At 71.2% G+C, this 25,716-nt stretch carries 21 protein-coding genes; 9 read left to right on the top strand and 12 right to left on the bottom strand.

The genetic code is table 11. From position 1 onward, the window contains the following. Window position 1 precedes the first annotated feature (1 nt). From ABT001_RS12005 to ABT001_RS11985, 5 genes are all read left to right on the top strand, one after another. Entirely contained in the window at window positions 2-1,348 is a 1,347-nt protein-coding gene (locus ABT001_RS12005) for a sulfate adenylyltransferase subunit 1 (RefSeq protein ID WP_351275688.1), read from the top strand. 233 nt (window positions 1,349-1,581) lie between these two features. Beyond that, a complete protein-coding gene (locus tag ABT001_RS12000) occupies window positions 1,582-2,694 on the top strand; it encodes an aliphatic sulfonate ABC transporter substrate-binding protein (RefSeq protein WP_351275686.1) in 1,113 nt (370 codons plus the stop codon). Window positions 2,695-2,741: 47 nt separating this feature from the next. Next, window positions 2,742-3,533, top strand: a complete 792-nt coding sequence (locus tag ABT001_RS11995; protein WP_351275684.1) for an ABC transporter ATP-binding protein — start codon at window positions 2,742-2,744, stop codon at window positions 3,531-3,533. Next, window positions 3,520-4,398: an ABC transporter permease gene (locus tag ABT001_RS11990; RefSeq protein ID WP_351275682.1), complete on the top strand. Its 879-nt coding sequence runs from the start codon at window positions 3,520-3,522 to the stop codon at window positions 4,396-4,398. The genes ABT001_RS11995 and ABT001_RS11990 overlap by 14 nt, the downstream gene beginning before the upstream one ends. A 6-nt stretch (window positions 4,399-4,404) precedes the next feature. Then, window positions 4,405-5,160: a sirohydrochlorin chelatase gene (locus ABT001_RS11985; RefSeq protein ID WP_351275680.1), complete on the top strand. Its 756-nt coding sequence runs from the start codon at window positions 4,405-4,407 to the stop codon at window positions 5,158-5,160. Between the two features lie 77 nt (window positions 5,161-5,237). Here the strand turns inward: ABT001_RS11985 and ABT001_RS11980 are convergent, their stop codons facing one another. The 8 genes from ABT001_RS11980 to ABT001_RS11945 form a co-directional block, all read right to left on the bottom strand. Continuing rightward, on the bottom strand, window positions 5,238-6,155 hold the full coding sequence (locus ABT001_RS11980; RefSeq protein ID WP_351275678.1) for a S1 family peptidase: 918 nt from the start codon (window positions 6,153-6,155) through the stop codon (window positions 5,238-5,240). 553 nt (window positions 6,156-6,708) lie between these two features. Then, window positions 6,709-7,092, bottom strand: a complete 384-nt coding sequence (locus ABT001_RS11975) for a nuclear transport factor 2 family protein (RefSeq protein ID WP_351275677.1) — start codon at window positions 7,090-7,092, stop codon at window positions 6,709-6,711. Beyond that, window positions 7,085-7,633, bottom strand: a complete 549-nt coding sequence (locus tag ABT001_RS11970; protein WP_351275675.1) for a DUF1697 domain-containing protein — start codon at window positions 7,631-7,633, stop codon at window positions 7,085-7,087. The genes ABT001_RS11975 and ABT001_RS11970 overlap by 8 nt, the downstream gene beginning before the upstream one ends. Window positions 7,634-7,721: 88 nt before the next feature. Beyond that, window positions 7,722-8,924, bottom strand: coding sequence for a S8 family peptidase (locus ABT001_RS11965; RefSeq protein WP_351275673.1), 1,203 nt, complete (start codon window positions 8,922-8,924; stop codon window positions 7,722-7,724). 290 nt (window positions 8,925-9,214) lie between these two features. Next, window positions 9,215-10,408 carry a macrolide-inactivating glycosyltransferase gene (gene mgt / locus ABT001_RS11960; protein ID WP_351275671.1) on the bottom strand — a complete coding sequence of 398 codons (1,194 nt, stop codon included), beginning with the start codon at window positions 10,406-10,408 and terminating at the stop codon, window positions 9,215-9,217. Window positions 10,409-10,475: 67 nt separating this feature from the next. Beyond that, a complete protein-coding gene (locus ABT001_RS11955) occupies window positions 10,476-11,768 on the bottom strand; it encodes an ABC transporter substrate-binding protein (RefSeq protein ID WP_351275669.1) in 1,293 nt (430 codons plus the stop codon). After that, window positions 11,768-12,607, bottom strand: coding sequence for a carbohydrate ABC transporter permease (locus ABT001_RS11950; RefSeq protein WP_351275667.1), 840 nt, complete (start codon window positions 12,605-12,607; stop codon window positions 11,768-11,770). The genes ABT001_RS11955 and ABT001_RS11950 overlap by 1 nt, the downstream gene beginning before the upstream one ends. Then, on the bottom strand, window positions 12,604-13,524 hold the full coding sequence (locus tag ABT001_RS11945; protein ID WP_502967462.1) for a carbohydrate ABC transporter permease: 921 nt from the start codon (window positions 13,522-13,524) through the stop codon (window positions 12,604-12,606). Before ABT001_RS11945 ends, ABT001_RS11950 begins: the two co-directional genes overlap by 4 nt. A 143-nt stretch (window positions 13,525-13,667) precedes the next feature. On the opposite strand from ABT001_RS11945, the gene ABT001_RS11940 reads away from it, so the two are divergent. After that, a complete protein-coding gene (locus tag ABT001_RS11940; RefSeq protein WP_351275663.1) occupies window positions 13,668-14,534 on the top strand; it encodes a phosphotransferase in 867 nt (288 codons plus the stop codon). 84 nt (window positions 14,535-14,618) lie between these two features. Here ABT001_RS11940 and ABT001_RS11935 read toward each other — a convergent pair whose 3' ends face one another. Both ABT001_RS11935 and ABT001_RS11930 read right to left on the bottom strand, forming a co-directional pair. Continuing rightward, window positions 14,619-15,380 (bottom strand): 3'-5' exonuclease, encoded by a 762-nt coding sequence (locus ABT001_RS11935; protein ID WP_351275661.1) that lies wholly within the window; start codon window positions 15,378-15,380, stop codon window positions 14,619-14,621. 78 nt (window positions 15,381-15,458) lie between these two features. Next, window positions 15,459-16,691 carry a DUF5919 domain-containing protein gene (locus ABT001_RS11930; RefSeq protein ID WP_351275659.1) on the bottom strand — a complete coding sequence of 411 codons (1,233 nt, stop codon included), beginning with the start codon at window positions 16,689-16,691 and terminating at the stop codon, window positions 15,459-15,461. Window positions 16,692-17,070: 379 nt separating this feature from the next. Here ABT001_RS11930 and glgX point away from each other — a divergent pair, with 379 nt between their 5' ends. Further along, window positions 17,071-19,224, top strand: coding sequence for a glycogen debranching protein GlgX (gene glgX, locus ABT001_RS11925; protein WP_351275657.1), 2,154 nt, complete (start codon window positions 17,071-17,073; stop codon window positions 19,222-19,224). Between the two features lie 97 nt (window positions 19,225-19,321). Then, window positions 19,322-21,703, top strand: a complete 2,382-nt coding sequence (gene treY, locus ABT001_RS11920) for a malto-oligosyltrehalose synthase (RefSeq protein ID WP_351275655.1) — start codon at window positions 19,322-19,324, stop codon at window positions 21,701-21,703. 10 nt (window positions 21,704-21,713) lie between these two features. On the opposite strand, the gene ABT001_RS11915 is transcribed toward treY, so the two are convergent. Beyond that, complete coding sequence (locus tag ABT001_RS11915) at window positions 21,714-22,280, bottom strand: FHA domain-containing protein (protein WP_351275653.1); 567 nt, start codon at window positions 22,278-22,280, stop codon at window positions 21,714-21,716. Between the two features lie 67 nt (window positions 22,281-22,347). Continuing rightward, on the bottom strand, window positions 22,348-23,745 hold the full coding sequence (locus ABT001_RS11910; RefSeq protein ID WP_351275651.1) for a GH1 family beta-glucosidase: 1,398 nt from the start codon (window positions 23,743-23,745) through the stop codon (window positions 22,348-22,350). Window positions 23,746-23,950: 205 nt separating this feature from the next. On the opposite strand from ABT001_RS11910, the gene treZ reads away from it, so the two are divergent. Beyond that, complete coding sequence (treZ, locus tag ABT001_RS11905) at window positions 23,951-25,711, top strand: malto-oligosyltrehalose trehalohydrolase (protein ID WP_351275650.1); 1,761 nt, start codon at window positions 23,951-23,953, stop codon at window positions 25,709-25,711. Window positions 25,712-25,716: the final 5 nt, after the last annotated feature.

The following is a 25,716-nucleotide window of genomic DNA, read 5'->3' as shown; positions in this document are numbered from 1 at the left end:
CATGAGCATCACCACGACCGAGCAGCTCTCGGCCACCACCCTGCTGCGGTTCGCCACGGCCGGGTCCGTCGACGACGGCAAGTCGACCCTCGTCGGACGCCTCCTGCACGACTCCAAGTCCGTCCTCACCGACCAGCTGGAGGCCGTCGCGCTGGCCTCCACCAACCGTGGGCAGGAGGCGCCCGACCTAGCGCTCCTCACCGACGGTCTGCGCGCCGAGCGCGAGCAGGGCATCACCATCGACGTGGCCTACCGCTACTTCGCCACGCCCCGCCGCCGGTTCATCCTCGCCGACACCCCCGGCCATGTGCAGTACACCCGCAACATGGTCACCGGCGCCTCCACCGCCGAACTGGCCGTCGTTCTCGTCGACGCCCGCAACGGCGTCGTCGAACAGACCCGCCGCCACGCCGCCGTCGCCGCCCTTCTGCGCGTCCCGCACGTCGTCCTCGCCGTCAACAAGATGGACCTGGTGGACTACGCGGAGCCCGTCTTCGCCGCGATAGCCGAGGAGTTCACCGCGTACGCCGCCTCCCTCGGCGTACCGGAGATCACCGCCATCCCGATCTCGGCCCTGGCCGGCGACAACGTCGTGGAACCGTCCGCCCACATGGACTGGTACGGCGGCCCGACGGTCCTGGAGCACCTGGAGACGGTCCCGGTCAGCCATGACCTCACCGCCTGCCACGCGCGCTTCCCCGTGCAGTACGTGATCCGTCCGCAGAGCGCCGAACACCCCGACTACCGGGGGTACGCCGGTCAGATCGCCGCCGGGGTCTTCCGGGTCGGCGAGACCGTCTCCGTGCTGCCGTCCGGTCGCACCACGACGATCGAGGGGATCGACGCGCTCGGCGAGAGCGTCGACGTCGCCTGGGCCCCTCAGTCGGTGACGATCCGGCTGGCCGACGACATCGACGTCTCGCGCGGCGACCTGATCGCCCCGGCGGACGACGCTCCCGCCGTCACACAGGACGTCGAGGCGACCGTCTGCCATGTGGCCGACCAGCCGCTCACCGTGGGCCAGCGGGTGCTGCTCAAGCACACCACCCGCACGGTCAAGGCGATCGTCAGGGACATCCCGTCGCGCCTCACCCTCGACGACCTCTCCCAGCACCCGGCACCGGGGCAGTTGGTGGCCAACGACATCGGCCGGGTCGTCGTCCGTACCGCCGAGCCGCTCGCGCTCGACACCTACGCGGCCTCGCGTCGCACCGGTTCGTTCCTGCTGATCGACCCTGCCGACGGCACGACACTGTCGGCCGGCATGGCGGGCGCCTCGTTCGCCGCCGTCGAGGACGGCGAGGCGGACGCGGACACCGCCGCCGAGGACGCGGAGTGGGACTTCTGATGTTCGACGACTTCTTCTCGACCTTCGCGAAGGAGGGCGGCCGGGTCGGCAGCGGCGCCCTCGGCAGCGGCCAGGGCGGCGTCGGGCGATGTGCGTGATGACGTACGCGCACTGCCTGCGCGCCCGCTCGCAAGAACCGCACCGCCCGTTCGTACGAAGACCTGCCCATCGCCCGGCCGTCCCGCCTGATCCCAGGGGGACGTGAGACCGGGCCGACGAGAGGACGACCTCCCGTGCCTGCCGCCCGTACGACTCTCCGCCGTAGCCTCGCCGCTGCCGCCGCCCTGCCGCTGCTCGCCGTGGCGCTCACCGCCTGCGGCTACGGCTCCGAGGCGAAGGACGACTCAGAGAAGTCGAACGCCTCCGCCGGAGGGAAGAAGCTTTCGGCGGACACCGTGAAGATCGGATACTTCCCGAACCTCACCCACGCCACCGCCCTGGTCGGTATCCAGGAAGGCCTCATCGCCAAGGAGCTGGGCGGCACCACGGTCAAGCCCTCCACCTTCAACGCCGGCCCCTCCGAGATCGAGGCGCTCAACGCGGGTTCGATCGACATCGGCTTCATCGGCCCCTCCCCCTCGATCAACGGCTACAGCAAGTCCCAGGGTCAGAGCCTGCGGATCCTCGGCGGCTCGGCCTCCGGCGGCGTGAAGCTCGTCGTGAACCCGGAGAAGATCAAGACCCTGGACGACCTCAAGGGCAAGAAGATCGCCACCCCGCAGCTCGGCAACACCCAGGACGTGGCGTTCCTCAACTGGATCTCCGAGAAGGGCTGGAAGGTCGACGCCCAGAGCGGCAAGGGCGACGTGTCCGTGGTCCGTTCGGACAACAAGGTGACCCCTGACGCCTTCAAGGCCGGTTCCCTGGACGGCGCCTGGGTCCCGGAGCCGACCGCTTCGAAGCTGGTCGCCGAGGGCGGCAAGGTCCTGCTCGACGAGTCGTCGCTGTGGCCGGACGACAAGTTCGTCATCACGAACATCATCGTGTCGCAGAAGTTCCTCTCCGAGCACCCGGACGTCGTGGACGCCGTGCTGCGCGGCACGGTGAACACCAACAAGTGGATCAACGCCAACCCGGACGAGGCGAAGGCCTCGGCCAACGCCGCGCTCAAGGAGTTGAGCGGCAAGGCGCTGCCCGCCGAGGTCCTCGACCCGGCGTGGGAGTCCATCCAGATCACGGACGACCCGCTGGCCGCCACCCTCCAGGCGCAGGCGGACCACGCGGTCGAGGCCGGTCTGCTGGAGAAGCCGGACCTCACCGGCATCTACGACCTGAAGCCGCTGAACAAGATCCTCAAGGCCGCAGGACAGCCCGAGGTCGCCGACGCCGGTCTCGGCGTCAAGTAGCCCATCCGACCGCACCAGGAACCCTGAATCCCCAGGAGGTGACGACCATGGCGACCACCACTCTCACCAAGGCCGAGGACCGTGCAGCGGTCGAGCACGCCGCTCGTATCCAGCACGTCTCCAAGTCCTTCGCCGGACCCACGGGGCAGCAGCTCGTCCTGGACGACATCACGCTCGATGTCGGTCCGGGCGAGTTCGTCACCCTCCTGGGAGCATCCGGGTGCGGCAAGTCGACGCTGCTGAATCTGGTGGCCGGACTCGACCGCCCGTCCGCGGGTTCCATCGAGACCCCCGGCGGGCGGCCGGCCCTGATGTTCCAGGAGCACGCCCTCTTCCCGTGGCTGACCGCGGGCAAGAACATCGAACTGGCCCTGCGGCTGCGCGGGGTACCGAAGTCGGACCGCCGCCCGGAGGCGGAACGGCTGCTCGAACTCGTGCGCCTCGGCGGGGCGTACGGCAAGCGGGTGCACGAACTCTCGGGCGGGATGCGCCAGCGGGTGGCGATGGCCCGCGCGCTCGCCCAGGACAGCCGGCTCCTGCTGATGGACGAGCCGTTCGCCGCGCTCGACGCCATCACGCGCGATGTGCTGCACGACGAACTGACCCGGATCTGGCGCGAGACGAACGCCTCCGTCCTCTTCGTCACCCACAACGTGCGCGAGGCGGTGCGGCTCGCCCAGCGCGTCATCCTGCTGTCCTCGCGTCCGGGCCGGATCGCCCGGGAGTGGACGGTCGACATCGAGCAGCCCCGTCGCATCGAGGACACCGCCGTGGCGGAGCTGTCCGTCGAGATCACCGAACAACTGCGTGGGGAGATCCGCCGACATGGCCAGCACTGAGACGAAGGCCGACGACCTGGCGGGGCTGGAGGCGGGTCTGGACGCGCTCGACGCCGTACAGGTGCGCAGGACTCCGGCCCGCGAGGTCCTGCTCAACAAGGTCCTGCCGCCCGTTGTCGCGGTGGTCCTGGTGGTCCTCGTCTGGCAGCTGCTGGTCTGGGCGAAGGTCACCGACGACTACAAGCTGCCGCCGCCCCTCGCGGTCTGGGACAGCCTGACCGACATGTGGCTGCAGGGCACCCTGCTGGAGGTCATCTGGACCAGCGTGTCGCGCGGTCTGCTCGGCTTCGTGATGGCCGTCGCGATCGGCACCCCGCTGGGTCTGCTGGTCGCGCGGGTGAAGGTGGTCCGGGCGGCGATCGGGCCGATCCTGTCCGGACTGCAGTCCCTGCCGTCCGTGGCCTGGGTGGCACCGGCCATCATCTGGCTCGGCCTCGACGACAAGACGATGTACGCGGTGATCCTGCTCGGCGCGGTCCCGTCCGTCGCCAACGGTCTGGTCTCCGGTGTCGACCAGGTGCCGCCGCTGTTCCTGCGCGCGGGCCGCACGATCGGCGCCACCGGCCTGCGGGGGACGATCCACATCGTCCTGCCGGCCGCGCTGCCCGGCTACCTGGCGGGCCTCAAGCAGGGCTGGGCGTTCTCCTGGCGCTCGCTCATGGCCGCCGAGATCATCGCGTCCTCGCCCGATCTCGGCCTGGGGCTCGGACAGTTGCTGGAGAACGGCCGGAACAACTTCGACATGCCGGGGATCTTCCTGGCGATCCTGCTCATCCTGTTCGTCGGCATCGCGATCGACCTGCTGATCTTCAGTCCGCTGGAGCGGCGGGTGCTGCGCAGCCGTGGTCTCCTCGTGAAGAGCTGAGTCCTCATGACCTCCCCCGTCCTGCTCGTCATCGCCCACGGCAGCCGCGACCCGCGGCACGCGGCGACCGTGCACGCGCTCACCGCGCGGGTGCGGTCGCTGCGGCCCGGGCTGCGTGTGGAGACGGGATTCCTGGAGTTCAACGCCCCGTCCGTGCCCAGGGTGCTGGAGCGTCTGGCCGCGGAGGGGGCGGCCGAGGTCGTCGCGCTCCCCCTGCTGCTGACCCGCGCCTTCCACGCCAAGTCGGACATCCCGTCGGTGCTGCGCGAGGCCCGCGCCCGGCTCCCCCGGCTGCGGATCGGCCAGGCGGACGTCCTCGGCCCGTCCCCGCTGCTGAACGCGGCGCTGGAACAGCGGCTCCACGAGGCCGGGGTGGCCCCCGGCGACAGGAGCTCGACCGGGCTGGTCCTGGCCTCGGCGGGCTCCACCGACCCGGAGGCGATCGCAGTGATCGCTGAAATCGCGCGGGAGCTGCGGCACACCGGTTGGTGCGCCGTGCGGCCTGCGTTCGCCTCCGCCTCCCTTCCGCGCACCGCCGACGTCGTACGCGCCCTGCGGGCCGAAGGCGTACGGCGGGTCGCGGTCGCGCCGTACGTCATCGCCCCCGGCCGTCTCCCCGACCGCATCGCCGCGGGGGCGGCAGAGGCCGGGGCGGACGTGCTGGCGGGCGTCCTGGGGCCGTCCGCCGCGCTCGCCCGGCTGCTGCTGACCCGGTACGACGAGGCGTGCGTTCCGGTGGGTGCGGCGTCGTTGAGCGCCTGACGCTCCGCCACCTCATGGCAACGGGCCGCGCTCGGTGAGCGCGGCCCGTCGGTGCGTGAGGTCCTGGAGGGCAGGTCCTAGAAGACGCTGACTCCGTAGGCGCTCAGCGCCTCGGTCACGGGCTGGAAGAACGTGGTGCCGCCCGAGCTGCAGTTACCGCTGCCGCCCGAGGTCAGGCCCAGCGCGGTGGTGCCGGCGAAGAGCGAACCGCCGCTGTCGCCGGGCTCGGCGCAGACGTTGGTCTGGATCATGCCGTAGACGACGTCACCGCTGCCGTAGTTCACGGTCGCGTTGAGGCCGGTGACGGTGCCGCTGTGGACGCCGGTGGTGGAACCGCTGCGCTTGACGGCCTGGCCGACCCGGGCGTTCGCGGCGGAGGTGATCTCCTGGTAGCTGCCGTTGTAGAGGGAGACCCGGCCGTCCGCGGCGGCGGAGCTGGCGTGACGGATGATCCCGTAGTCGTTGACGGGGAAGCTGGAGCCGGTCCTCGTGCCGAGGGTCGTGCTCTGGCCGGAGTTGGTGTACCAGGTGCTGCCGATCTCGGTGCAGTGCCCGGCGGTCAGCGCGTAGTAGGTGCTGCCGCTGCGGACGTTGAAGCCGAGGGAGCAGCGTCCGCCGCCGGCGTAGATGGCCTGTCCGCCCGCGATGAGCTTGTTGAACGTGCCCGGGGTGTGCTTGATGTCGGCCTTCGCGCCCGAGTCGGTGACCGACTTCTTGATCGTGGCGATCTCGGCGGCGCTGACCGTGCTGTCGACGGTCACGACGACCTTGCCGGTGCTCGCCTCGGTGTACCAGGCCGTGCCCGCGATGTCGGCGCCGAGCACAGCGGAACTGGCCTGGGTCAGTTCGGCCTTCGTCACGGTGGTGTCCGGTGCCGCCTGGGCGACAGCGGTGGGTGCCGCAAGCGCCACGGCGGTGACCAGACCTGAGGTCGCGGCGATGAGGCGAGCACGTCTGGAGAGCGAGCCGAGGGGGGCGAAGCGCTTGAAGGTCACAGGATCCTCCGTCGTTGGGGGGTGTCCGGCCCGCCGGGTGGTGCGGACCGAGAGCGTGCGGCTGTCCGTGACCGCGGGTTCTGGTCGTGGACCTGCCAACCGCACGCTCGAATCCTTGACGCCACGGCAACCGGTGGCAAGGTCGCCTTCCGGACCACGGCGGAGAACGGACCATGAACTCCGATATGCGTGCGAGTGGCCTCCGAACAACGACGTCCGCCCACCGAACGGAGGGGCGCGGCGAATTGCAGCAAACCCCCGAACAGGGCGTACACGTGGGCAGCCGTCCACCCGCATCGCGTTCACACACACCTCCGCCGCCCGGGAGGCACGTGCACGCGGACGACGGCGGCCCGGACCGGAGGCTTCGGGGCCACAGCCCGTTCGGACGGCTTACCGGCGTTTTGCCCGGGCTCACCGAATGGCCGGAATCAATCCTTCCGGCGAGAACCGGCCGGGCCGCCGACGCGGATCGGACCGGGGCAGCACTCTTGCGTCGCCGCCCCGGTGTGTGCTGCCGGGCGATGTCGGGAGGGTGTGCGCGAGTGCCGGTTCAGACCTCGGCGAAGGGATCGTCGATGAAGGGCGTGGCCTGGTGGAAATAGAGCAGCCAGCCGTTCGCGGTCAGCCGCCACAGCGAACTGCGGTGGGAGCGCAGCCCTTTGGTCTCCGTGTCGAAGGTGAGATGCACCAGGTCCGCCGCCAGCTGGTCGCCCCGCATCCGGGACGCGGTGAGCGGGCCCGGGCAGGCTGCGTCCGGGGCCGTGAGCATGGCGATGATCGTGTCCCGCTCCCAGAGCCGCCCGCTCGTGCCGATCTCCCGGAAGTCCGGGTGCAGCAGGGCGGCCATCGTCTCGGCGGAGGCCCGCACCACGGGGTCGAGGAGGCGGAGCTCGCCCTCGATCGCCGCGGCCACGGCGGGTGAGGACTCAGCCACGCGTCATCTCCACCAGCTTGGCGACGGTGTTCCAGTTACGACTGGTGGTGACGAGCCCCTTGGTGACGGCGGGCCGCCCCAGCTCCACGGCGAGCTTGGAGCGCCCGAGCCCGTCGGGCGCGTACAGATAGACGGCGCGGTCCCCCAGCCGGAACTCCTCGGGGCGGAAGGCGTCGGCGTCCAGTGCGGCGAACCGTGCGGCGTCGAGGGCCCGGTCGGTGTACGTGACGTGCAGCTGCCTGCCCTCCAGCTCGGCGGCCGGGAACGGACAGGCGTCGGCCACCGCCGCGAGATAACCGCCCGAGCGGACGAGACAGTCGACCGGAAAGCCGAACCGCTCCTCGATCGCCCGCTCCAGCCCGGCGGCCAGGTCGCTCTCGTCGCCCGCCGCACTGCGGAACACGGCGTTCCCGCTCTGCAGATACGTGGCGACGTCCTCGTGCCCCAGCTCCCCGAGCAGCGTACGGAGTTCCGCCATCGGAACCCGCCGGTGGCCGCTGACGTTGATCCCCCGCAGCAGCGCCGCGTACATCGTGCCCATGGTCCCCATCTTTCCATCGACGACGGCCGCCGCGCCCCGTGGGGGAGGGCGCGGCGGCCTCCTGTCTGTGCTGTCCGGCCCGCTGGGCCTACTCCACGACCTTCAGGAGCTTGTTCGCGGTGCCCTCGGTCGCGTTGGTGATCGCGTCCGGGGTGGCGCCGTCGGTGAGCGCGGTGGCCACCTCATCGGGCGTGGCGTCCGGGTGCCCACCGAGGTAGACGGCGGCGGCACCGACGACGTGCGGGGTCGCCATGGACGTACCCGAGATGGTGTTCGTCCCGTCGTCGCTGTCGTTCCACGTCGACGTGATGTCCGACCCCGGGGCGTAGATGTCCACGACCGAGCCGAAGTTGGAGAACGACGACTGCTCGTCGTCCGCCGTGGACGAGGCGACCGTGATGGCCTCGGGGACGCGGGAGGGGGAGCCCTCGCCGGCGTCGCTCGACTCGTTGCCGGCGGCGACCGCGAAGGTGACGCCGGAGGCGACGGCCTTCTGCACCGCCGCGTCGAGGGCCGGGTCCGCGGATCCGCCGAGGCTCATGTTGGCGACGGACGGGCCCTCGTGGTTCGCGGTGACCCAGTCGATCCCCGCGACGACCTGCTCGGTGGTGCCTGAACCGGCGTCGTCCAGGACGCGGACGGCCACGATCTTCGCCTTCTTGGCCACGCCGTGGGACGCGCCCGCTATGGTCCCGGCCACGTGGGTGCCGTGTCCGTTGCCGTCGTCGGCGTCGTCGTCGTTGTCCACGGCGTCGAAGCCGGAAGTGGCCCGGCCCTCGAAGTCGTTGTGCGTGACGCGGACACCGGTGTCGATGACGTACGCGGTGACGTCACCGCCCGCGGCGTCCGGGTAGGTGTACGCGTCGTCACCGGCGGTCTCGGCCTGGTCGATCCGGTCCAGGCCCCAGGACGGCGGGTTGTCCTGGGTGGCGTCGATGTGGAACTTCTTGTTCTGGACGACCTTGGAGACGGCCGGGTCGGCGGCGAGCCGCTTGGCCTCGGTCTCGGAAAGCCCGTTGGCCGAGAAGCCGTTGATGGCCGAGGTGTAGTTCCGCCGGAGAGTGCCGCCGTACTGCTCGGCCAGGCCGGCCTTGTCGGCCTTCTGGTCCAGCATCACGATGTAGCTGCCGGAGACGGCTGTCGCCGCGTCCGCGCCGTGGATGATACCCATCGCGGGCGCCGGGGCGGCCCCTGCGAACGGGGTGGCGAGCAGGGTGACACCGGCCGCAGCCGCCACCGCCGTGATCGCCGCGGTGAGCTTGACCGAACGTGCGCGCTTGTGAATTGCCATGAAGAGGGGACTCCTCGTCATTCTTTGTGGGGGGATTGGCCCTCGGCCGGAAAATCTCCGGGGGCTGCCTCGAAACCCTGCTCGATTGACGCGCCCAGATCAAGACCTTCATGCAGCCGTCACGCACTCGGCAAGGTTCCGTCACAGAAAACCGGCACAGTCCCCGCCATGTCGGGCGAGCGGTCGGAGCGTCGCCGTCCACCGGAGAACGGAACGGCATGTTTCGGTTGCGCACATCACGTGCCGGTTGCCACGAACGGGCCCGGTCAGGTTTCCGCGAACGGGCCCGGTCAGGTGCGCAGTTCGCTCTCGATGAGGTCGGCCGCCCTCCGCGTGCCACCCTCCCCCGCCATCCGCTCACGGACCGCCGCCAGCCTCACAGCCACTTCCGGATCGTCGACCAGCGCGAGAACGGCGGCCCTCAGGGACGCGGCATCGGCCTCGCCCTTCGGCAGGTGCCGGGCGACGCCGAGGGCCTGGAGCATGTCCGCGTTGCCGAACTGGTCGACGGCCTGCGGGACCGCGACCATCGGGGTGCCGGTGGCGAGCCCTTCCTGACTGCCGCCCGCGCCCGCGTGGGTGATGAAGGCGTCCGCCTGCTTGAGCACGGAGAGCTGCGGAACCCAGGAGTGCACCTCGACCCGGTCCGGCACGTCGCCGAGTTCCGCCGGGTCGACGTGGGTGCCGATCTGCAGCACCACGTGCCAGTCCGGCAGTTCACCGAACGCCTTGACGCACTCGCGGTAGAACGCGGGCTCGTCGGTGTACGAGGAGCCGAGGGAGACCAGCAGGACCTTCTCCGCGCCGGCCGGCCGCTGCCACTCCCCTTGGTCGGCCCGCTCCCCCTGGCAGGCGCCGACGAAGGTGAACCTGGTGTGGTCCACCCGGTCGGCGTTCGGCTGGAGCGCCTCGGGGATCAGCACCAGGCCACGGCGCGGCCTGGCGACGAAGTCGTCGGGGGAGAGGCCCTCCAGGCCGTTCTCCGCGAGCCATGCCTCGAAGCGATCGAAGTACGCCCGGCCCCGCTCGGTCCGCTTCAGCTCGGCGTTCGCGGGCTCTCCGACCTCTTCGGCGTACCCCTCCCAGGGGACCAGGTTGGGCCAGAGCTGAACGGCCGGCACGCCCCAGCGGTGCGCGAGGACGCGCGCCGGATAGGCGGTGATGTCGTGCAGGACGAGGTCCGGCGCGTCCCCCTCGAAGGCGGCCGCGAGCTGGGGGAGCGCCTGGACCGCGTCATCGAGGAACGGCTCGATGTAGTCGATGGGTTCACTGCCCCAGCCCTCCGGATCGGTGGGCAGCGTGGAGGTGTAGATCACCGGCTCCGCACCGGTGGCGGCGACCTTCTCGGCGAAGGAGGCGGGGACGGCGTAACTGACGCGGTGCCCACGGGCGACGAGCTCCCGGATCACTTCGAGGCTCGGGTTCACGTGCCCGTAGGCGGCGATGGAGAACATGGCGACATGGGCGCGCGGGGTCGATGTCATGCCGCCACCGTAAACGAGACGATACGTCTCGTCCAGTTTTTTTTACCGCCCGCCCCTGTGCCCTGGATCAGCGCTGGTACCGGGCCAGCACCCGGTTCCCGTCGTCGACCAGGCGTTTCCTCAGCTCCTCCGTGTCGATGGCCCCGCTGTAGTACTCCTGGAGCGCGGGCGTGGCGACCTTGTCCTTCCACTCGGGGTAGCCGCGCACCGACTGCGCGGGGGCGGGTCGCAGCGCCCGCGCGAGGGCGGTGCCCGCCGCCCAGCCGTTCTCCTCGGTGCGCAGCGCGGGGTCCGCCAGCGCCTCGGTTCCGGTCGGCAGCATCCAGTCCCCCCTGGCCAGCCGCACCATGTTCGCGGGGCGCAGCAGGAAGTCGATGAACCGCACGGCCTCCTTCTTGTGGGGGCTCTCCTCGGCGACCGAGAGGGTCTGCGGGCTGACCCCCTGAGCCGGCCCTCCGCTGCCCGCCGGGGTGGGGAGCACGGTCCATTCGAAGCCCTCGGGGGCCTGCTCGACGACCTGCTGGCGGTACGAGAAGCCCAGCGGGACCATGGCGTACTTGCCGCCGAAGAAGCCGGGGAGCGTGTCGGAACCCCCCATGCCCAGCGCAGAACGTGCCGCACTGCGGTCGGAGTTGACCTGGTCCCGGACCGTGCTCGGCATGACCCGGTCACCTTCGTCGAACCGGATGGTCACCTTGCCGTCCGCGCCTCGGTGGAAGAGCTGCCCTCCCGTGGAGAGGGCCAGATTGAGGGTGACGGAGACCGGCTCCTTGAGCGGCCAGGCGACCCCGTACCTCCCCTCCTTCGTCAGCCGCTCGGTGACCTGCCGGAATTCCGGCCAGCTCCAGGGCTTCCCGGGGCTCGGGATCCGGACGCCCGAGGACTCCAGGATCTTCGTGTTGGCGATCAGGACCTTGGGTTCCTGGAGGAAGGGGACCCCGTAGACACCCTCTCCGAAGGTGGTCGTCGCCCAGGACCACTCGGGGATGCCCCCGGTCAGCCGGTCGGGCAGCAGGGGCCGCAGATCGGCGAGGTAACCGCCGTACGCGAAGTCGGCGAGGTCGTCGGAGGCGTCGTGGATGATGTCGGGCGCCTCACCGCCCTCGAAGGAGGTGAGCAGCTGGTCGTGGACGTTGTCCCAGCTGCCCTGGACGTAGTCCACCTGGATGTCCGGGTGGGCGGCGTTCCACTCGCGTACGAGCTGCTTGTTGGCGTCGACGGACTCCTTCTGCCAGGCCAGTGACTGGAAGCTGAGCCGGATCGTGCCGTCCTCGTCCGCACCGCCCTCGGCCGAGCAGCCGGCCAGCAGGAGAGCGAGTGCGGTGGTCACCGCGGCGAGTGTGGGCAGTCCGCGGCGCATCAGTGCTTCACCGCCCCGGCCGTCAGCCCGCCCGTGATGCGTTTCTGGATGACCGCGAACAGCACGAGCGAGGGAAGGGTGGCGAGGAACGCGGCGGCGGCGAGCGGCCCGAGATCGGCCACGCCCTCCGCTCCGAGGAAGTGCGTGAGTACGACCGGCAAGGTCTGCTTCTCCGGTGTCTTGAGCAGGACGAGTGCGAAGAAGAACTCGTTCCATGCGGTGATGAACGCGAAGAGTGCGGTGGCGACGATGCCGGGTGCCAGCAGCGGCGCGGTGACCGAGAGGAGGATGCGCCCCTTGCCCGCCCCGTCGACGGCGGCGGCCTCCTCCAGTTCGGGCGGCACCGCCCGTACGTAACCGGCGAGCATCCAGAGCGCGAAGGGGAGCGACCAGACGACGTACACCAGGATCAGCCCCCACAGCGAGTTGATCAGGTGCAGGTGTTTGAGGACCAGGAACAGCGGGATGATCACCAGGACGAAGGGGAACGCCTGGCTGACCACGACCCATCCGGTGGCGGCCGTGGAGAGCCGCCCGCGGTGTCGGGCCATCACGTAGGCCATGGGTGTGGCGATGACGACGGCGATCAGGGCGGCGCACACCGCGGCGGTCAGCGAGTTGGCCGCGGCCCTGAGCAGCGGCTGCTCGTCGAAGGCCTGCCGGAAGTTGTCCAGCGTCGGATCCTCGGGGATCCAGGTGGGGTGGAGCGAGCCGAGCTCGCGGGCCGGCTTGAAGGCGGTGGAGACCAGCCAGAGGAAGGGGAACGCCAGGAAGACGAGGTAGCACAGGAGCGCGGCGTACTGCCCGGCGCGCGCGGTTCTGCCCGTACGGAGGCTCATGCGTCCTCGCCTCCTCCGAGCCGGCCGACGAGGTAGAAGGCGAGGAGCACCGAGATGACGGCGACCATCACACACCCCATCGCGGCGGCGTAGCCGAACTGTCCGTAGCGGAAGGCCTCTTCGTAGGCGAAGAGCATGGGGAGCCGGGTGCGGCCCCCGGGGCCGCCGCTGGTCAGGACGTAGACCAGGGCGAAGGAGTTGAAGTTCCAGATGAAGTTGAGCGCGCTGATGGCGAGCGCCACGGGCCTGATGGCGGGCCAGGTGACGGTACGGAAGCGGCGCCAGGCCCCGGCCCCGTCGAGGGCGGCCGCCTCGTGGAGTTCGTGCGGGGTGTTCTGCAGCCCGGCCAGCAGCGCCACCGTGGTCTGCGGCATGCCCGCCCAGATTCCGACGATGATCACCGCGGGCAGCGCGGTGGCGAGTCCGGTCAGCCAGTCCCGGCCGTCGCCGAACCCGAGATCACGGATGGTCTCGTTGAGGATCCCGGCGTCGGGGTTGTAGACCAGGCGCCACATGATGCCGACGACGACCTCGGGCATGGCCCAGGGGATGATCGCCAGCGCCCTGGCCAGCCAGCGCATCCGCAGGTTCGCGTTGAGCAGCAGGGCAAGTCCGAGGGCGAGCACGAACTGCGGGACCGTGACTCCGACCGCCCACAGCAGACCGATCCGGAAGGAGTCCCAGAAGAGGGTGTCGTGCAGCAGGTCCTGGAAGTTGAGTACGCCGATCCACTGCGTGGAGCGGGTGCGGCCCGACTGCGCGTCGGTGAAGGCCAGCACGATGCCGTACAGCAGGGGGCCGACGCTCAGGATCAGGATCGGGATCAGTGCGGGCAGCACCAGGAACCAGGTGGCACCGTCCCGTCGGCGGCCCTCCCCCCGTCCGCCCTGCGGGGCTTTACGCCCGGACCGCTCCATTGCGGTCGCCAGTGTCACGAATTCGACCCCTTTGCTTCTTTGGATCGGTTTCATCCATGTATCGCCGCCCGGGCGGCCTCCGTCATCGTGCTGACGGGCAGCCCGTTCGTCAAGGTGGCCTGCGGAGATGAGAAAATCGGGTCATGGACGACATGCGGGCGCGCGAGGTACTGACTGCCGCCGGGCTGACCGGCGGCGCGGAACTCCTCGCACTGGGCGAGAACGCGGTGTTCGCCGTCGGCGACCTGGTGGCCAAGGTGGGCCGGGACGCCACGCACCACCCGGAACTGCGGGAGCGGGCCGAGCGCGAGGTCGCCGTAGCCCGGTGGCTCGCCGCCTCCGGTGTTCCCGCCGTCCGGGCCGCCGAGCCGCGCGCCCGGCTGGTGGAGGGCCACCCGGTGACGTTGTGGCACAGGCTGCCCGAGGCGGTGCGCCCGCCCGAGCCGCACGATCTGGCGCCGCTCCTCACCCAGGTCCACGCGCTGCCCGCACCGGAGGACTTCACCCTGCCGCGCCGTGAGCTGCTCGGCGGCGTCGAGCGTTGGCTGCGGCTCGCGGGCGACGCGATCGATCCGGCCGACGCCGACTACCTGCGCGGCCGGCGCGACGGCTTCGCGAAGGCCGCGGCCGCTCTCGCCCCGCACCTGCCGCCGGGGCCCCTCCACGGCGACGCGCTCCCCCGCAATGTCCACGTCGGTCCGGACGGGCCGGTGCTGGTCGATCTGGAGACCTTCTCCTCCGACCTTCGTGAGCACGACCTGGTGGTCCTCGCCCTCTCCCGCGACCGGTACGGCCTGTCCGCCGAGGCCTACGACGAGTTCACGGAATCGTACGGCTGGGACGTGCGCGCCTGGGCCGGGTGCGCGGTGCTGCGGGGAGCCCGCGAGACGGCGAGCTGTGCCTGGGTCTCCCAGCACGCCCCGGTGAACCCCGGGGCACTGACGGAATTCCGGCGCAGAGTGGCGTCACTGCGCGAGGACGACCCCGAGGTGCGCTGGTACCCGTTCTGACCGCCGCGGGGCCATCCGGCCCGCACGGGCCGTCGACGCATGGGCCCGGACGCCGGCGGCGCCCTCAAGGCCGACGGGATGGCTTCACCGGCTACGGGCCGGCACTCCCGGACCGCTCGCCTCCGGCCGTGGCTCCCGCCTCCGGGGGATGAGCGGCCACGCCGGATCGACGACCGCCGCCGGATCCGCGGTGCGCCGCAGATACGCCTGCAGGGAGAGCGACTGCTCGGCCGCCGCGCGCACCTGAAGACCGTGCAGATCCTCCAGCGGCATCACACCCACGGGCTGGTGCCTCTCCCCCATGCGCCGCACCACCCGTGCGGCGGCCAGGGCGTCCGCCCTCGCGTCGTGCGCGTCGTCGAGCGTCACCCCGTAGTGGGCGCACAGCGCGTGGAGGGCCCGCTTCCCCTTGCGGTACCTGTCGACGTGCTTGTCGATCACCAGCGGGTCGATGACGGGCGAGGGCACGTCGCCGAGCCGCTCGCTGACCGACTCGACCCCGTACCTCCGGCACTCACGGTCGAGCAGCGAGAGGTCGTAGCGCGCGTTCATCACCACCAGCGGCGTCCCCGCACGCAGCCCGTCGGCGACGGTGCGGGTGATCTCCTCGACCGCGGAGGCGGCCGGCACCCCGTGCTCGCGGGCGCGTTCCGTGGAGATCCCGTGGATCACCGACGCCTGCTCCGGTATGGCCACACCGGGATCCAGCAGCCAGGTCCGCTCCCGGGACACGGACCCGTCCGCTTCCAGCCGGACGACCGCCGCGGTCACGATGCGGTCGGTCTCGACATCCGTACCCGTCGTCTCCAGGTCGAACGCCAGCAACGGCCCACTGATCCAGCTCATCCCATACCTCCTTCTGTGGTGCTTTTCCCCACGTGCCGACCACCTTCGCACGCACCACTGACAACGCCCGCGGGGGCGTCAGGAGACGGGCCTGGAGTCCGTCCAGACCGACTCGAACTCCTCCCGGTACGTCTCGAAGAGGCCGTGTTCACTGTCCTGCCCCGACCTGACCACCGCACGCCCGCCGCCGCGCAGCACCAGCACGGGGGCCTCCATGCCGCGTGCGCGCCGCAGATACGGCTGGACGACCCCGACCGCGTCGGGCCCGTCGCCGTCCACCAGATAGGCGGTGAAGCGGGGCGTCTCGTCGAAGACGTGGATCTGGAAGGCGCCCGGGTCGCGGAGCTTGGAACGGACCCGGCGCATGTGGAGGATGTTCATCTCCACGGAGCGGCTCAGCTCGCCCTTCTTGAGGCCGAGTTCACGCTCACGGCGCTTCACCGCGCTGCTCGCCGGGTTGATGAACAGCAGCCGGACCCGGCAGCCCGACTCGGCGAGACGGACCAGCCGGCGCCCCGAGAAGTTCTGCGTGAGGAGGTTGAGCCCTATGCCGATCGCGTCCAGCCGGCGTGCGTTGCCGAACAGGTTCTCGGCGGGCAGCTGACGCTGCAGCCTCACCCGGTCCGGATGGACGGAGACCACATCGGCGTAGCGGTCGCCGACCAGTTCCTCCACGGCGTCCACCGGCAGCCGGTCCGCCGACGGGACCGCCTGCCCGCTGCCGAGGATCTCCAGGAGCCGCGCGGAGGCGCGTTCGGCCTGCGCCAGGACCGCCTCGTTCAGCGCGCGGTTGCGGGAGACCACGTTGCGCGCCACCTCCAGCTCGTCCAGGGCGAGCTCCACCTCGCGGCGGTCGTCGAAGTACGGCTCGAAGCAGGGCCAGTGCTGGACCATCAGCTCACGCAGCTGCGGCAGCGTGAGGAAGCTCAGGACGTTGTCGTCGGCCGGGTCGAGCAGATAGCCCTTGCGGCGCGAGACCTCCCGGACCGCGACGGCACGCTGCACCCACTCCTGCCCCGCGGGCCCCGCCGCGGCCACCACCCAGTCCTCGCCGTGCACCGGCTCGTAGATCGGCCGGATCACGGCGGAGACCACGGCGCGCAGCCGCTGCTCCACCAGATTCAGCCAGATGTACGCCCGCCCGGCGCGCTGGGCGCGTGTGCGCACCTCGTTCCAGGCATCCGCTCCCCAGTTCAGATCGGCACCGATCTCCATGGGCTGTGCGAGGGAGACAGCGCCTGGCGGGGCATCGGTCGATTCCCCCTCGTGACCCGTGTCACCTGGGGGCAGCTCGAACCCTCCCGAGCTCACCCGTGTACCGCCTTCCACTCCCCCACCAACGATCAAGGAAGGGTACTCCGGTACCGGGAGCCGGTGCAGCAGGATGCACAGGCTCCTTACTCAACTCCCCTGTACTGTCCGCCCGTTCCTTGCGGTGAGATCGGACGGAGTGAGATGGTTCATAGCGATTGCGCACCCCCTCGCACGCCGGATACCGGACGGAGGAGCCGCCCGGCGGCTCGGACCCCCTGTCCGGGCGACACCGACGTGTACCGGGTTGACCGGCCCGGCGGGTTCACACGACGGGACCCGGCCGCACCGGTCGACGTACTAGGTACAGGACCGCCTTTCGGGGAGTATCGGGGCGAAAACCCCCAGCACCCGGATCAGAAGTGGAAGAGTCCTATCTATGCAGGTCTGGCCGGGACACGCGTATCCCCTGGGCGCCACGTACGACGGCGCCGGAACCAACTTCGCGGTCTTCTCGGAGGCCGCCGACCGAATCGAGTTGTGCCTGCTGCACGACGACGGTTCAGAAACGGCGGTGGAGCTCCGCGAGACCGACGCCTTCGTCCGTCACGCCTATCTGCCCGGGGTGATGCCGGGGCAGCGCTACGGCTTCCGGGTGCACGGGCCCTACGAACCGCAGCACGGGCAGCGCTGCAATTCGGCGAAACTGCTCCTCGATCCGTACGCACGTGCGATCTCGGGGAAGATCCAGTGGGGCGAGGCGGTGTACGGCTATCCGTTCGGCAGGCCGGACGAGCGCAACGACCTCGACTCGGCGCCGCACACCATGAGCTCGGTCGTGGTCAATCCGTACTTCGACTGGGGCGACGACCGCCGCCCGCGGACCGACTACCACCGCACGGTGATCTACGAGGCCCATGTGAAGGGCCTGACGATGCTCCACCCCGACCTGCCCGAGGAGCTGCGCGGCACCTACGCGGGACTCGCGCATCCCGCGATCATCGCCCATCTGACGGAGCTGGGCGTCACTGCGATCGAGCTGATGCCGGTGCACCAGTTCGTCCAGGACCACCGACTCGCCGACGCGGGGCTGGCCAACTACTGGGGCTACAACACCATCGGATTCTTCGCCCCGCACAACGCGTACGCCTCCTGGGGCGACCGCGGCGAACAGGTGCTGGAGTTCAAGCAGGCCGTGAAGGCGCTGCACCAGGCGGGCATCGAGGTGATCCTCGACGTGGTCTACAACCACACGGCGGAGGGGAACCACCTCGGTCCGACGCTCTCGTTCCGGGGCCTGGACAACGCCTCCTACTACCGTCTGGCCGAGGACCAGAAGTACTACATGGACACCACGGGCACCGGGAACTCGCTGCTGATGCGGTCCCCGCACGTCCTGCAGCTGATCATGGACTCGCTGCGGTACTGGGTGACCGAGATGCACGTGGACGGCTTCCGCTTCGACCTCGCCGCGACGCTCGCACGCCAGTTCCACGAGGTCGACCGGCTGTCGTCGTTCTTCGACCTGGTGCAGCAGGACCCGGTGGTCAGCCAGGTGAAGCTGATCGCGGAACCCTGGGACGTGGGCGAGGGCGGCTACCAGGTGGGGAACTTCCCACCGCTGTGGACCGAGTGGAACGGCAAGTACCGCGACACGGTGCGGGACCTGTGGCGGGGCGAGCCCCGGACCCTCGCGGAGTTCGCCGGGCGGCTCACCGGCTCCTCGGACCTCTACCAGGACGACGGCAGGCGCCCGCTGGCCTCGATCAACTTCACCACCTGCCACGACGGCTTCACCCTGCACGACCTGGTCTCGTACAACGACAAGCGCAACGAGGCCAACGGCGAGGGCAACCGGGACGGCGAGAGCCACAACCGCTCCTGGAACTGCGGGGCGGAGGGCGACACCGAGGACAAGGAGGTCCTGGAGCTGCGCGGCCGTCAGATGCGCAACTTCATCGCGACACTGATGCTCTCCCAGGGCGTGCCCATGCTGAGTCACGGCGACGAGTTCGCACGGACCCAGCGGGGCAACAACAACGGCTACTGCCAGGACAACGAGCTCTCCTGGGTCCACTGGCCCGACCCGGCCGCCGCCCGGCGCGCCGGGGACGGCGAGGAGGAGGGCGGCACGGACACCGGTCTGCTGGAGTTCACCCGGGCGATGGTCTGGCTGCGCCGCGACCACCCGGTCTTCCGGCGCCGCCGCTTCTTCCACGGGCGCCCGGTCGAGGGCACGCACGACGAGCTGTCCGACATCGCGTGGTTCACCCCGCGGGGTGCGGAGATGACCCAGCGGGACTGGCAGGCGGCGCACGCCAAGGCCATGACGGTCTTCCTCAACGGCCACGCCATCTCCGAGCCGGGTCCTCGCGGGGAACGGATCTCCGACGACTCGTTCCTGCTGATGTTCAACGCCGGCGCCGAGAGCCTGGACTTCGCCGTCCCCATGAACCACGGCAAGCAGTGGCAGGTCGTCGTGGACACGGCGATCCCGGACGGGGTACCCCCCGGTGCGGGGCCGAAGGTGTCGGCGGGCGAGCGGGTGACCCTGATCGGACGGAGCCTGACGGTGCTCAGGCGTCCGGCGTAGGCCGTTGGGGTGACGGGCACCGGGCGGGCGCCGTCCGCCCGGTGCCCGGTGGCGGAGAAGGTGGGAGAGAGCCGCCCGGCTGGGTACGTACGAGTCCATGACGCCCACCGCCACGTACCGGCTCCAGCTCCAGCCGGACTTCCCGTTCGCCGCGGCCGCGGACGCCGTGCCCTATCTCGCCGAACTCGGCGTGTCCCATCTGCACCTGTCGCCCGTCCTGGAGGCGGTGCCAGGTTCGGAACACGGCTACGACGTCGTCGACCACCACACGGTGCGGGCCGAGTTCGGGGGCGAGGAGGGCCTGCGGGCACTGGCCGGCACGGCGCGCGCCCATGGCCTCGGGATCGTCCTGGACATCGTTCCGAACCACATGGCCGCCGCACCCCGGCACAACCTGCCGCTGTGGGAGGTACTGCGCGAGGGCCCCGGCTCCCCTTACGCCCGCTGGTTCGACATCGACTGGGCGGCGGGCGGCGGGAAGGTGCTGCTGCCCGTGCTGGCGGGCCGGGCCGGGGAGGAGAGCGGCAGCTTCGAGCCGGGCACGAGGGCCGACGGCACACCCGTGCTCCGCTACGCCGATCTGGAGTTCCCCCTGCGCGAGGGCACCGCCGGCCTCCCGCTGCCCGAGCTGCTGGCCGCTCAGCACTATCGACTCGCCTGGTGGCGGCTGGCCAGGACGGAGCTGAACTACCGGCGGTTCTTCACCATCTCCGATCTGATCGGGGTCCGGGTGGAGCATCCCGAGGTCTTCGCCGCCACGCACGGCAAGATCCTCGAACTGGTCCGCGACGGCGTGGTCGACGGGCTGCGCATCGACCACCCGGACGGCCTGGCCGACCCGGCCGCCTATCTGGGGCGGCTCGGTGACGCGGCCGGCGGGCGATGGACGGTGGTGGAGAAGATCCTCACCGGTTCCGAGTCCCTCCCGGCGGGCTGGGCGGTCGCGGGGACCACGGGCTACGACGCGCTGCACCGGATCGACGGGCTCTTCACCGACCCGATGGGCGCGGCGGACCTGCTCGGCCGCTACCGGGACTTCGCGGGGCCGCCCGGGGACCGCGGCGGTTACTGGACGGCGACCGTGCGGCGTGCGGCGTACCGCGTGGTCACCCATGAGCTGGCCGCCGAGACGGAGTGGCTGACCCGGCTCGCCGTCGCGGCGTGCGCGGGGGACGCGGCCCTGCACGACCACGCGCCGTGGGCACTCCACACGGCGGTGCGCGAACTGCTCGTGCGGGTGCCCGTTTACCGGCCGTACGTGACGGCGGGCGGCCCGCTCACGGAGATCGCCGAGTCCACGCTGCCGGCCGAGGCGGTGCGGGACGCCAAGGCGGTGTTCTCCGTCCCCCAGGAAGCGGAGTCCGTCGACGTCGTACGGGATCTGGCGCTGGGCCGCCTCGGCGACGGTCCGGAACACGCCGCGTTCTGCGCGCGGTTCGCGCAGACCGCGTCCGCACTGCACGCCAAGTCGGTGGAGGACACGGCGTTCTACCGCTACGTCCCGCTGATCTCGGCGACCGAGGTGGGCGGCGACCCAGGCCGGCCGGCAGTGGGCCCGGAGGAGTTCCACGCGTTCTGCGCCCGGATCGCACGGGACTGGCCGGCCACCGGCACGGTGCTGACCACGCACGACACCAAGCGCAGCGGGGACGTCCGGGCCCGGATCGCGGTCCTGTCCGAGTGCCCGGAGAGATGGTCCTCGCTGGTGGCTCAGCTGTCCGGGACGACGCCCGTGGCGGCCCCTGATCCCCAGCTGGCCTGGCAGGCCTGGCAGTCGGCGTACGGCTGCGCGGGCCTGCCCGCAGGGGAGATGGCGGGCAGGCTGGAACCGGCGCTGCTGAAGTCCGTGCGCGAGGCGGGCCTGTTCACCAGCTGGACCGAACCGGATCCGGCGTACGAACGGGCGGTGACCGATTTCGTCGCGGCGGGCCCGGGCAGTGACGCGGGTGAGGCACGGGAGGTGATGACCCGGTTCGCGGAGACCCTCGCCCCGTTCGTACGCGCCAATGTGCTGGGAGCCGCGTTGGTGCATCTGACGATGCCCGGCGTCCCCGATCTGTACCAGGGCACCGAGCGGGAGTACATCGCACTGGTGGACCCGGACAACCGGCGTCCGTTCACCCGGCCCGACGGTGGCGACGAGAAGACCGCGCTGACCGTCGCCGCGCTGCGCCTGCGCCGCAGGCGCCCCGAGCTCTTCGGCGAGTCGGGCACCTACGCCCCGCTGACCGCCCGGGGCCCGGCGGCGGCGCACTGCGTGGCGTTCTGCCGGTCCGGCGAGGCGATCACGGCGGTGACCCGGCTGGCCCTGCGGCTCGACGAGGAGGGCAGCTGGCGTGACACGTCCCTGACGCTGCCCGACGAGGGTCCGTGGACGGATCTCCTGTCACCCGGAAGGGAGTTCACGGGGCCGGAGGTGACGGTGGCGGAGCTGTTCGCGGACCGTCCGGTGGCACTGCTGGTGCGGGCGGGAAGCTGAGGCCCCCGGCTCAGGCCGGCGGGGCGGGGAGGGACGCGGCGAGCCGGAAGGCCATCCGGCCGAAGCTCACCTGGTCGCCGTCGCGCACCACCACGGAGCCGACGACCCGTTGCCCGTTGACGCACGTGCCGTTCGTCGAGCCCAGATCGCGCAGGATCCATCGGCTGCCGTGCGCGGTCAGTTCGGCGTGCAGCCGCGACACCGTCTCGTGGCTGAGCCGGAGTCCGTTCCCCGGGTCACGGCCTATCCGCAGCGGGTGCGGGCCCGGCATCGGCAGGAGGAGCCTGGGCAGCCGCTCGGACTGCCAGGCCCGGCGCAGCCTGGCCGGAAAGGCCGACACTCCGCCCACCGCGCGGAACAGGCCCTGGGACCACCGCCCGCCCGACTCCAGGTCCGAGGTGAGCGCCTTCAGCTCCTCGGAACGCCGGGCGGTCAGGGCCACTTCCATGCGCCGCAGGAAGGTGTCGTGGGAGAGCTTCCCCTGCGCCGCGCCGTCTCTGAGCACACCGAGGACACGGTCGCGCTCGGCGTCCGACAGCCGCGCGGGATACGTGTGGGACTCGAAGGAGGACGTCACAGAACCGATTGTCGGTCCGGGACGCCCGAGGTGTCCAGACGATGCCCGATTCCGGGCGGGCACCGCATCACCCAGGAGCGTGTTCACCTCGTGTGAGCTCCGGGCCGGGCGCACCGGCGCCCGTGCGCTGCGCGCGGATCACGTCGCGGTACCAGGTGTAGGAGTCCTTGGGGGTGCGCCGCAGGGTGTCGTAGTCGATGTGGACCAGGCCGAACCTCTTGCTCGCGCCCTCGGTCCACTCGACGTTGTCGGTCAGTGACCAGGTGAAGTAGCCCCGTACGTCGACACCCGCGTCGATGGCCGTGCGCAGTGCCTCCAGGTGTCCTTCCAGGAAGGTGATGCGGCGGCCGTCGGCGACGGGCTCGTCGACCGCGCAGCCGTTCTCGGTGATGTAGACGGGCGGCAGCCGGTCGCCGAAGCGGTCCCTGAGCTGACCGAGGGTCTCCGCGAGCCCCTGGGGGACGACGGGCCAGCCGAAGTCGGTCGTGTCGTACCCCTCGATCTCCCTGATGCCGAAGGGGAGTCCGGCGGGCATCGCGTAACCGGAGAAGGAGTCGGGCGCTTCCGGCCTGGGGGCGCCGACGAGGGTCGGGTTGTAGTAGTTGACGCCGTACCAGTCGAGGCGCGTGGAGATGGTCCTGAGGTCGTCCTCGACCGGTCCCGGCATCAGGGCGGCGAATCCGTCGTCGGGGTAGCGGCCGGTGAGGACCGGGTCGGCGAACAGCCAGTTGGTCAGGGTGTCGTAGAGCTCGGCACCCGCACGGTCCTCCTCGGTGTCCCCCGCCGTCCAGACGGGGGTGTGAGAGAGCGCGATCCCGATGTTGCCGGCGCCCGCGGCGCGCAGCGCCCGTACGGCCAGTCCATGGGCGAGCAGCTGGTGGTGGGCGGCCGGGAGGGCGTCGAAGAGGAGCGTGCGGCCGGGGGCGTGCTCACCGAGGGCGTAGCCGAGCATGGTCACCTCGGCCGGTTCGTTGATGGTGATCCACATGGGCACCCGGTCGGCGAGGCGTTCCGCGACGATGCCCGCGTACTCCGCGAAGCGGTAGGCGGTGTCCCGGTTGAGCCAGCCGCCCGCCTCGTCCAGCGGGAGCGGGGTGTCCCAGTGGTAGAGCGTGGGGGCGGGGGTGATGCCGTGGGCGCAGAGCTCGTCGACGAGGCGGTCGTAGAAGTCCAGTCCCGCGGGGTTGAGCGAGCCGCTGCCGCCGGGGACGACGCGGGGCCAGCTGATGGAGAAGCGGAAGGCGTCCGCGCCGAGTCCGGCGAGCAGGGCGACGTCCTCACGGTAGTGCTCGTGGAAGCCGGTGCCGCGGGTGGTGTCGGTGCCGTCCTTGATGCGGCCCGGCTGCGCGGCGAAGGCGTCCCAGCCGGAGAGCCCCTTGCCGTCCGCGTCGAAGGCCCCTTCCGTCTGGAAGGCGGAGGCGGAGGCTCCCCACAGGAAGCCGGGTGGGAAGGGCGGCACGGTCATCTCGGCCTCCTGCAGCCGTGGGAGGGACCTGGGGCGTACTGCTCGGGTCCGCCGTGTATGAGCGGAACCCGGTAGGGCAATGATCAGGACCAGACCCTAATCGCCGGTCACGGACTCGCTCCAGTGTCCCGGGGCCGTGTGCGCGACTTCCGCCGATCACGGGGCCTCCGGGCGAGGCTTCCGGTTCATGGACGAGGAGTGGTGAATGCAGTTCGAGGTGTGGGCCCCCGAGGCCGGGTCGGCCGTGCTGTGCGCGGCGGGCGGGCGCCTGCCGATGGAGCGCGATCCGCTGCGTACGGGCTGGTGGACGGCCGAGTCGGAGGCGGCGGACGGCGACCGTTACGGCTTCTCGCTCGACGACGGCCCCGTGCTGCCCGATCCCCGATCCCGCCGCCAGCCGGAGGGGCCGGACGGCGAGAGCGCGGTCGTCGACCAGGCCGCCTACCCGTGGCGTTCCGCCTGGGCCGGGCGCGGGCTGCGGGGCGCCGTGCTGTACGAGCTGCACGTCGGTACGTTCACGGAGGCCGGCACCTTCGGCGCCGCCGCCGAACGACTCGGCCACCTCGTGGACCTCGGGATCACCCATGTGGAGCTGATGCCCGTCTGCCCGTTCCCCGGAACCCACGGGTGGGGGTACGAAGGGGTGTCGCTCTGGGCGGTGCACGAGCCGTACGGCGGTCCGGCCGGCCTGAAGCATTTTGTCGACACGGCGCACGGCCTGGGGCTCGCGGTCGTCCTGGACGTCGTCCACAACCACCTGGGTCCGTCGGGCAACCATCTTCCGGCCTTCGGCCCGTACTTCACGGACACGCACCACACCCCCTGGGGTTCGGCCGTCAACCTCGACGCCCCCGGTTCGGACGAGGTGCGCGCCTATCTCCTGGGCAGCGCGCTGGCCTGGCTGCGGGACTACCGCCTGGACGGGCTGCGCCTGGACGCCGTCCACGCGCTGGCCGACGGCCGGGCGCTCACCTTCCTGGAGGAGCTCTCCACGGCCGTCGACGCGCTCGCCTCGGAGCTCGGCCGGCCGCTCTCCCTGATCGCCGAGTCCGACCTCTGTGATCCTCGTACGACCACGCCGCGCACGGAGGGCGGCATCGGCCTGCACGCCCAGTGGAACGACGACTTCCACCACGCCCTGCACACCGCCCTCACCGGCGAGTCCCAGGGCTACTACGCCGACTTCGCGGCGGCCCCGCTGGCCGCCCTCGCCAAGACGGTGACCGGAGCGTTCTTCCACGACGGCACCTACTCCAGCTTCCGGGGCCGCACCCACGGCCGCCCCGTGGACGTCACCCGGACCCCCGCGCACCGCTTCGTCGGCTACGCGCAGACGCACGACCAGATCGGCAACCGCGCCCTCGGGGACCGGCTGTCCGCCTCGCTGAGCCCCGGGCTGCAGGCGTGCGCCGCGGCACTCGTGCTCACCGGGCCCTTCACCCCGATGCTGTTCATGGGCGAGGAGTGGGGTGCCCGCACCCCGTGGCAGTTCTTCACCGACCACACCGACCCGGAACTCGCCCGCGCCGTACGGGACGGCAGGCGGCGGGAGTTCGGGGCGCACGGCTGGACGGAGGAGGACATCCCCGATCCGCAGGACCCGGCCACCCGGGCCCGCTCCTGCCTCGACTGGAGCGAGCCGGAGCGCGAGCCGCACGCCCGGCTCCGGTCCTGGTACCGCGAGCTGATCACCCTGCGCCGCGCCCTGCCGGACCTCACCGACCCCGACCTGGCCTCGGTGAGGACGGCGTACGACCAGGGCTCCGGCTGGATCGTCTGCCGCAGGGGCGACCTGCGGATCGCGGTCAATCTCTCCGGGAAGCCGGCCGCCGTACCGCTGGGCGGCGGCCGGCACCGGACGGGCGGGGGCCGGGTGCTGGCCGCCTGGCAGCCGGTCGGGGCACCGGGCGCCGACGGGGTGCTGCACCTGCCGCCGGAGTCGTGTGTGGTGCTGGCGGACGGCTGAACGAC

The sequence above is a fragment of the Streptomyces sp. NPDC002793 genome (genome assembly GCF_040295485.1).
In the GTDB taxonomy this organism is placed as follows: domain Bacteria; phylum Actinomycetota; class Actinomycetes; order Streptomycetales; family Streptomycetaceae; genus Streptomyces.
The sequence above is the reverse complement of the archived record's forward strand: the minus strand, read 5'-3'. Positions and strand labels throughout refer to the sequence as shown.